Origin of the sequence: Pseudorhizobium flavum (assembly GCF_044142885.1) — a bacterium.
Lineage (GTDB): Bacteria > Pseudomonadota > Alphaproteobacteria > Rhizobiales > Rhizobiaceae > Neorhizobium > Neorhizobium flavum.
In genome coordinates, this window is sequence record NZ_JBIOKZ010000007.1 from 239,683 (window position 1) to 247,898 (window position 8,216).

An 8,216-nucleotide genomic window follows, 5' to 3' on the forward strand; every position below is an offset into this window, starting at 1 on the left:
CGCGCGCAACCCCACCAGCACATCGCCGGAGACGCACAATGACCCGTCGCGCCCATCGCAGCGCGCACGGCCGTCCGCTGCCGGACGGGCCTGCGCCCTTCACCACATTGGTCGAGCTGACTTTCGAGAAACGCCGCATCGAGCATTGGATCAGGTTCGGCCGCAAGAGCTATGAACAGATCATCGACCGCCGCCGCAGCGTCGTCGGCTTCGCGTCGGGCAGCGTCTTTGCCTTCGTGCGATGGGCGAAAGGCGACCATGGCACAGTCGTTTCCCGCATCGACATTGTGCGCGCCATCGGTCGCGGCGAGCCGTTCCAGACATTGCCCTTCGTCCGCCCCGGTGGCGAAATCCTGTTGCGCCTCGATAGCTGGTCCAAGGTGCAGCGCGGGCTTGCCGCCATCGACGCCGTGGAATCGCTCGGCCTCGATCCGGCCGACGCTGCACCGGAACACTGGCGGCACGTCCACAACCGTTTGACCGCCAATCTGGAGCCGCACGCCTACACGCCCGAGCGACATGCCGCGTGGCTTCACCGCCGAAGGATCGAGCCATGACGCGCCGCCGCACCCTCACGGTGACGGCGCTCGCCGTCCTCGGCATCGCCGCCGCCAGCGCCGTCGATTGGCCTTTGAGGCTCATCTGGAACGCCACGGCCAGCGCGCCCATCGGCTTCTACACCGTCGAGCCGGCCGACGCGCTCGACGTGCCCGAGCTGGTCGCCGTCATGCTGCCCGAACCGCTCGCCGCCTCCATGGTCGAGCGCGGCTATATCGCGCGCGGCGTCCCGCTCTTGAAGCGCGTCTTGGGCCTGCCGGGGCAGCAGGTTTGCCGCTTGCGATCCACGATCACGATGAACGGGATCGAGATGGGCGAGGCGCTGGAGCGTGACAGCCTCAGCCGCGATCTGCCCGTCTGGCAGGGCTGCCGTGTCATCGGCGACGGCCAGCTTTTCCTCATGAATTGGGAAGTCCGCGACAGCCTCGACGGCCGCTATTTCGGACCCATCCCCGCAGCTTCCGTCATCGGCCGAGCGGTCCCGCTCTGGACCGATGAGGAAGGCGTCGGCCGCTACGAGTGGCGCGCGCCGACGCACTGAAACCATCCCCGAAAGCCAATCACAGGAGATTTTCCATGGCAGAAATAGGCACCTTCACCCGCACCGAAATCGGCTATGCCGGAGAGCTTCATTCGTTCGGCCTCCACGAAAAGCTGTTCATCGTCCCGGCCAAGCCGAGCGACATGAAAAACGCGCCCGACTATCGCCTGCGCCTCGATAGCGAGGACGGCCCGGACGCTGGCCCCGCATGGAAAGACTCCAGCGAAAATGCCGGCGACTTCGTGTCGATGAGACTGGAGGGACCGATCTTCCCGTTCCCGATCCGCGCCAAGCTGTTCCAGTCCAACGACGATCTTTCGGTCTGGACGCTGCGTTGGAAACACCCCCGGAAAGTCGAGGACGAGGAATGACGGCCGCGCGCGTCCGGCCCGCCATCCGGTTCAAGATCGTCATCCCTTTGTTCGCGGAAAAGCCGTCTCATCCCTTCGTCCCGCTCTGCGACCAGACGGCCGGCGCGCATAGCGAAGGTCAGGGGCGGCCATCGGCCGGCGCTTGCGCCTTGCCCTTGACCGCAGCGAGCACGCTGGCAGGCTGGTGTCGAAGCGGAGACAGGACTGCATGGCATTATGCCGTGCTGATACTGGCCGGTGCGCTTTCCGTTTGCGCCGGATCGGGCGTCGCGGTCGCGCAATCCGCGCCCGTCGAGCGCCCGGCCGCCGCCCATCCCTATGCGGCTCACATCGCCGAGGCGTCGCAGCGTTTCGGCATACCTGAGCATTGGATCGTCGCGGTGCTACGCGCCGAGAGCGCGGGCGACGTGCGCGCGGTCTCAACGGCCGGCGCGACGGGATTGATGCAGGTGATGCCCGACACATGGGCGGGCCTGCGCGTCCGCTACGGCCTCGGCCGCGATCCCTACGACCCGCGCGACAACATCCTCGCAGGCACGGCCTACCTGCGCGAAATGTTAGACCGCTACGGCAATGTTGCGGCGATGCTGGCGGCGTACAATGCCGGCCCCGGCCGATACGATGAATATCTAGCGACCGGCCGGACCCTGCCGGCCGAGACGCGGGCCTATATCGCCGCGCTCGCGCCGATCCTCGGCGGCGCGACTTCAACCGAAGCGCCGTCATCGGCACCGCCACCGCCGCCAGATTGGCGCGAAGCACCGCTGTTCGTTATGCATCCGGGCGATGCACGGGCTGTCGCCGCGCCGCCGTCCGACGCACGATCCGGCGACGGCCGCGCGACCGTTCCGGCGCGCGATGCCGTCGATGCAAAGTCGCAGGGCGACGGCATTTTCGTCGCCGACGCAAGCGGTTCGGAAACGCCATGAGGGCGACGTTTCCGCGCTCGGCGGCACTCATTCCGGTGTCCAGTCAGGCAGGTTTTTGCCCGGCTGGATTCCCGGCAGGAGGGGCAGAAAAGGCAGAAAGGGCGGAGGGCAAGATTAAAGAAGACGGCACCATATGGGGCCGCTTCTGGAAATTGTTGTTGTCTGCACACTGGTTAGGTGGCCGGTTCCGGCACCATGGTTTTGAGGGGCCGCGTGCCGCGATTTTGCGCAAAGCCTTGGCTTTGCAGGGTTTCGAGCGGCACCATAGGCGCAGATCGGCCGTTTTTCGGCGGTTTGGGCTGGAGTCGCGCCCTTGAGCGCCGACGACGAAAACCGCTTCCGTCCGAAGCCCGGCCGCATCCGATCCGACACGCCGAAGGCCGGCAAGACCAAGAGCTTTTTCACGCAGGTCAGGAAGATCACCCGCCAGCATCAGGCGGCAGCCTCACGCGATCCTTCCATGCCGTCATCCGCGCGCCCGTCATCGCCGGGGCGGTCTCGCGCCATGGCCGCCAGCGGCAAGGGCGTGAAGCGCGGCCGGGGCGCGAGCTTCGTGCGCGCCCGGAACATATCCGGCAACTGGCATCATCGCCAGCCGGGCAGCCGCCGCGTGATCGTCAAGCAGCGCAGCGTCCGGGCCGCATGGAAGGGCGGCCGTGCCCGCGCGCATCTGCGCTATGTCCAGCGTGACGGAACCTCGCGCGACGGCGAACGCGGCCAGCTCTATTCGGCGCATGAAGACCGCGCCGATGGCGACGCCTTCCTTGATCGTGGTCAGGATGACCGCCATCAATTCAGATTCATCGTCTCGCCCGAGGATGGCGCGGAGCTGTCGGACCTCACGGCCTACACCCGCGATTTCATGAAACAGGTGGAAGGCGACCTCGGCACGAAGCTGGATTGGGTTGCCGTCAATCACTACAACACCGGCCATCCCCATGTGCATGTCATCGTCAACGGCCGCGATGATACGGGCGGGGATCTAGTCATCAACGGCGACTATCTCGCCAACGGCCTGCGCGAGCGCGCCAGCGAGCTTGCCAGTCTGGAACTCGGCCCCGTTACCGAGATTGAGCAGACCCGCAAGCTGTCCGCCGAAATCGACCAGGACCGTTTCGCCCGCATCGATCGCGCCATGGCCGAGGAAGCCGATGCCCGTTTCGTCGACCTGCGCCACGAGCCGGCAGCGCCGAGGCGGCAGTTCGAGCGAACGCTACGCCTGCGCAGGCTCGCCAAGCTGGAGAAGATGGGGCTGGCGACCGAGCACGCGCCCGGTGTTTGGGAATTGAGCAAGGACATGGAACCGGTCTTGCGCGAGTTGGGCGAGCGGGGCGACATTATCCGCACCATGCACAAGGCGCTTGGGCCGCAGGGCGGCGAACGCGATCCCATGAGCTTCCAAATCCATGACGGAGCGCCCGAGACGCCCATCGTCGGCCGCGTCGTGGACAAGCACCTGTCCGACGAGCTGGGCGAGAACCTGACAATCGTGGTGGACGGGATCGACGGCCGCACACACCACATTGCCGGCATCGCGCCCGAGCGGCTGGAGGACGCCCGCATCGGCAGCGTCGTCCAGATCGGCCCGGCCGAGGCGGCAGCCCGACCGTCCGACCGCACCATCACCGCCATCGCCGAGGACGGCATCTATCGGCCGAGCCGTCATCTGGAGCAGGCGAAATTCGAGGGCCGCGTTCCCGGCGGCGACTATGAGGGCTATATCGATGCCCATGTCCGGCGGCTGGAGGCGCTGCGCCGGGCCGGCATCGTCGAGCGCATCGACGCCGACCAATGGCGCATCCCAGATGATCTGGTCAGCCACGCGGCTGATTACGATGCCGGCCGCGACCGGCAGGCCAGCGTTCGCGTGCTTTCCCCGGTTGATCTGCAAAGGCAGATACGTTCGGACGGCGCGACATGGCTGGACCGGCGATTGGTCCATGGCGAAACGGCCGACCTTGCGCCGACCGGCTTCGGGCAACAGGTCCGCGAAGCCATGGACCAGCGCCGCGAGCATCATATCGAACAGCGCGACGCTACGCGCAACAGGGACGGCCGCATCTTCTACCGGCGCAATCTTCTCGCCACCCTGCGCGAGCGGGAAGTTGCGCGCGCCGGTGCGGAGATGGCCGAGGGCAAGGCGCTGCCGTTCCGCGCCGCCAAGGATGGTGAGAGTGTCAGCGGCAAGTTCACCGGGACTGTCCAGCTAACGAGCGGCAAGTTCGCCATCGTGGAAAAGAGCCACGAGTTCACCCTTGTCCCGTGGCGGCCGATCATCGACCGCCAGCTCGGCCGCGAGGTCGCGGGTATCATGCAGGGCGGTTCGGTGTCGTGGCAGTTAGGGCGGCAGCGGGGGTTGGGGCTATAGGAGCCAACGATACCGCATTGCAACGCAACAACTAATTCGATAAGAGCTGCTATTCAATTTCGTAATCGTGGAGCCATCAGCATGGGAAATTCCAAGTCAGCAGACAAGTAAGCCGCAACAACCAGTATTGTTGTTGCGGCGCTCTGTAAGGCTAGTCTCATCTGATTGCTGACGAGCAGACGTCGCCCGGTATTCCTTAATCGAGGGTTGATTCGTCATGACCACCACACGCCCCGCGTGGGCCTATACGCTGCCGGCAGCACTGCTGCTGATGGCTCCTTTCGACATCCTCGCTTCACTGGCGATGGATATTTATCTCCCTGTCGTTCCAGCGATGCCCGGCATCCTGAACACGACGCCCGCTATGATCCAACTCACGTTGAGCCTCTATATGGTGATGCTCGGCGTGGGCCAGGTGATTTTTGGTCCGCTCTCAGACAGAATCGGGCGACGGCCAATTCTACTTGCGGGCGCAACGGCTTTCGTCATTGCGTCTCTGGGAGCAGCTTGGTCTTCAACTGCACCGGCCTTTGTCGCTTTCCGTCTACTTCAAGCAGTGGGCGCGTCGGCCATGCTGGTGGCGACGTTCGCGACGGTTCGCGACGTTTATGCCAACCGTCCTGAGGGTGTCGTCATCTACGGCCTTTTCAGTTCGATGCTGGCGTTCGTGCCTGCGCTCGGCCCTATCGCCGGAGTATTGATCGGCGAGTTCTTGGGATGGCAGGCGATATTCATTACTTTGGCTATACTGGCGATGCTCGCACTCCTAAATGCGGGTTTCAGGTGGCACGAAACCCGCCCTCTGGATCAAGTCAAGACGCGCCGATCTGTCTTGCCGATCTTCGCGAGTCCGGCTTTTTGGGTTTACACTGTCGGCTTTAGCGCCGGTATGGGCACCTACTTCGTCTTCTTCTCGACGGCTCCCCGTGTGCTCATAGGCCAAGCGGAATATTCCGAGATCGGATTCAGCTTTGCCTTCGCCACTGTCGCGCTTGTAATGATCGTGACAACCCGTTTCGCGAAGTCCTTTGTCGCCAGATGGGGCATCGCAGGATGCGTGGCGCGTGGGATGGCGTTGCTTGTTTGCGGAGCGGTCCTGTTGGGGATCGGCGAACTTTACGGCTCGCCGTCATTCCTCACCTTCATCCTACCGATGTGGGTTGTCGCGGTCGGTATTGTCTTCACGGTGTCCGTTACCGCGAACGGCGCTTTGGCAGAGTTCGACGACATCGCGGGATCAGCGGTCGCGTTCTACTTCTGCGTTCAAAGCCTGATAGTCAGCATTGTCGGGACATTGGCGGTGGCACTTTTAAACGGTGACACAGCGTGGCCCGTGATCTGTTACGCCACGGCGATGGCGGTACTGGTTTCGTTGGGGCTGGTGCTCCTTCGGCTCCGTGGGGCTGCCACCGAGAAGTCGCCAGTCGTCTAACCGACGACTGGTAGCAGGCCCGCTCCGATGCGGCGCACTAACCATCGAAACCTCGTGAATGTCGGTATCCTGTCTGGCAGGATACCGCTCATTTCCCTTGTCCCGTGGCGGCCGGTCATCGACCGCCAGCTCGGCCGTGAGGTCATCGGCATCGTGCAAAGCGGATCGGTGTCGTGGCAGTTGGGGCGGCAAAGGGGCATAAGCCTCTAATCTGTTGTAGATGAACGCAGCCGCTCGAAACCAGCGATGAGGCTGTCGAGTCCGAAGTTGAACGCAGCATCCATGCCGTCTGTTTCCAACTCGTGAAACAGATCGTGCAGGAAGGACGACGGTGCTTGCTCGGACACATCTGGCCTGTCCGGAACTCTCTCATCGGCATCAGATGCCTGCTGCTCGAGAACGGAACCGACCACATAGTGACTGACCGCCCGGAGCGCCCAAACAGCGTGCTTCGGACCAAAGCCCGCCGCGCAGAGAAAGCGTATTTGTGTCTCGGCAGCGCCAAAATTCGGTTCTGTCGGTCGAGTGCCGGCATGGATGCGCGCCCCGTCGCGATAATAGAGCAACGCCGTTCTGAAACTCTGGGCGTTCTCTTTCAGGAATAGCCGCCAGTCTTCGTTCTCTTCGGGTAGCGAGCGGGTGTGGCGTTCCGTCAGCATTGCCTCGGCCAGTGCGTCAAGCAGCGCGCGCTTGTTCTGGAAATGCCAGTAAAGCGCAGGCTGCTGAACCTTGAGGCGTTCAGCGAGCTTTCGCGTCGTCAGGTTGTCCATGCCAACCTCGTTCAGCAGCTCCAGCGCCGCTGCGATCACGGTGCCCTTGTCCAGTTTGGTCATTCACGTTCCTTCGCCAACGCTTGACAATTTATCACCGATAAGTTCTATGTCCATGTCCTTATCATTGATAAAGTCGCTCGCATTGAGCGGCGCTGGAGTTTCAGGTGCGCAGCTCTGCCATCATCGCCCTGCTGATCGTCAGTCTCGACGCCATGGGACTCGGCCTCATCATGCCGGTCCTTCCGACGCTTCTGCGCGAGCTTGTGCCGGCGGAGCAGGTCGCTGGTCACTATGGTGCTTTGCTGTCACTCTATGCGTTGATGCAGGTCATCTTCGCGCCCGTGCTTGGACAATTTTCAGATGCTTACGGTCGGCGTCCGGTGCTTCTGGCTTCCCTTGCGGGGGCCGCAGTCGATTACACGATTATGGCATCAGCGCCGGTCTTATGGGTGCTCTATATCGGCCGGCTCGTCTCCGGCATCACGGGCGCAACCGGAGCTGTAGCTGCCTCAACCATTGCGGATTCGACGGGGGAAGGTTCTCGCGCACGCTGGTTCGGCTACATGGGGGCCTGTTATGGGGCAGGCATGATTGCCGGGCCAGCACTTGGTGGTATGCTCGGTGGTATTTCTGCCCATGCTCCGTTTATCGCCGCTGCCCTTCTCAACGGCTTCGCGTTCCTGCTTGCCTGCATTTTTCTCAAGGAGACTCATCACAGCCATGGCGGGACCGGAAAGCCGGTTCGCATCAAACCATTCGTTCTGTTCCGGCTGGATGATGCATTGCGCGGGCTAGCTGCGCTTTTCGCAGTCTTCTTCATTATTCAACTGATCGGCCAAGTGCCTGCGGCCCTATGGGTCATCTATGGCGAGGACCGTTTTCAGTGGGACACCACGACTGTTGGTTTGTCGCTTGCGGCATTTGGAGCAACACATGCGATCTTCCAAGCGTTTGTTACCGGCCCGCTTTCAAGCCGGCTTGGAGAGCGGCGCACGCTACTCTTTGGCATGGCTGCGGATGCGACTGGCTTCATTCTTCTGGCTTTTGCCACGCAGGGATGGATGGTGTTCCCGATTTTGTTGCTGCTTGCCGCCGGAGGTGTTGGCATGCCGGCCTTGCAGGCAATGCTTTCAAACAATGTCAGCAGTAACAAGCAAGGAGCTTTACAGGGAACGCTTACAAGCCTCACCAATCTAAGCTCTATCGCGGGACCGCTTGGCTTCACGGCACTCTATTCTGCCACC

The 8,216-nt window shown here is 62.9% G+C and carries 8 protein-coding genes and 2 pseudogenes; 9 read left to right on the forward strand and 1 reads right to left on the reverse strand.

Annotation, left to right across the window (positions count from 1 at the left end):
• Positions 1-38: 38 nt before the first annotated feature.
• The 8 genes and pseudogenes from ACEPP2_RS15295 to ACEPP2_RS15330 form a co-directional block, all read left to right on the forward strand.
• Positions 39-557 carry a DUF2840 domain-containing protein gene (locus ACEPP2_RS15295; protein ID WP_253120558.1) on the forward strand — a complete coding sequence of 173 codons (519 nt, stop codon included), beginning with the start codon at positions 39-41 and terminating at the stop codon, positions 555-557.
• The gene (locus ACEPP2_RS15300; protein WP_091517351.1) at positions 554-1,099 is read left to right on the forward strand and encodes a S26 family signal peptidase; all 546 of its coding nucleotides are present in this window, start codon (positions 554-556) and stop codon (positions 1,097-1,099) included. The genes ACEPP2_RS15295 and ACEPP2_RS15300 overlap by 4 nt, the downstream gene beginning before the upstream one ends.
• 35 nt (positions 1,100-1,134) lie before the next feature.
• Entirely contained in the window at positions 1,135-1,470 is a 336-nt protein-coding gene (locus ACEPP2_RS15305; RefSeq protein WP_091517353.1) for a DUF736 domain-containing protein, read from the forward strand.
• On the forward strand, positions 1,467-2,399 hold the full coding sequence (locus tag ACEPP2_RS15310; protein WP_091517354.1) for a lytic transglycosylase domain-containing protein: 933 nt from the start codon (positions 1,467-1,469) through the stop codon (positions 2,397-2,399). The genes ACEPP2_RS15305 and ACEPP2_RS15310 overlap by 4 nt, the downstream gene beginning before the upstream one ends.
• A 505-nt stretch (positions 2,400-2,904) precedes the next feature.
• A pseudogene (locus ACEPP2_RS15315) lies at positions 2,905-3,366 on the forward strand (relaxase/mobilization nuclease domain-containing protein); the annotation flags it as partial.
• Positions 3,367-3,534: 168 nt separating this feature from the next.
• Positions 3,535-4,767 carry a DUF3363 domain-containing protein gene (locus ACEPP2_RS15320; RefSeq protein ID WP_414631162.1) on the forward strand — a complete coding sequence of 411 codons (1,233 nt, stop codon included), beginning with the start codon at positions 3,535-3,537 and terminating at the stop codon, positions 4,765-4,767.
• Between the two features lie 217 nt (positions 4,768-4,984).
• Positions 4,985-6,199, forward strand: a complete 1,215-nt coding sequence (floR, locus tag ACEPP2_RS15325) for a chloramphenicol/florfenicol efflux MFS transporter FloR (RefSeq protein WP_000214122.1) — start codon at positions 4,985-4,987, stop codon at positions 6,197-6,199.
• A 93-nt stretch (positions 6,200-6,292) separates the two neighbouring features.
• A pseudogene (locus tag ACEPP2_RS15330) lies at positions 6,293-6,409 on the forward strand (DUF3363 domain-containing protein); the annotation flags it as partial.
• Here the strand turns inward: ACEPP2_RS15330 and tetR(G) are convergent.
• Complete coding sequence (gene tetR(G) / locus ACEPP2_RS15335; protein WP_024353490.1) at positions 6,406-7,032, reverse strand: tetracycline resistance transcriptional repressor TetR(G); 627 nt, start codon at positions 7,030-7,032, stop codon at positions 6,406-6,408. The pseudogene ACEPP2_RS15330 and the gene tetR(G) overlap by 4 nt on opposite strands.
• A gap of 104 nt (positions 7,033-7,136) precedes the next feature.
• Between tetR(G) and tet the strand changes: the two genes are divergently transcribed.
• Positions 7,137-8,216 (forward strand): Tet(A)/Tet(B)/Tet(C) family tetracycline efflux MFS transporter (gene tet, locus ACEPP2_RS15340; protein WP_395517076.1); only part of this gene is annotated, 1,080 nt, incomplete at its 3' end.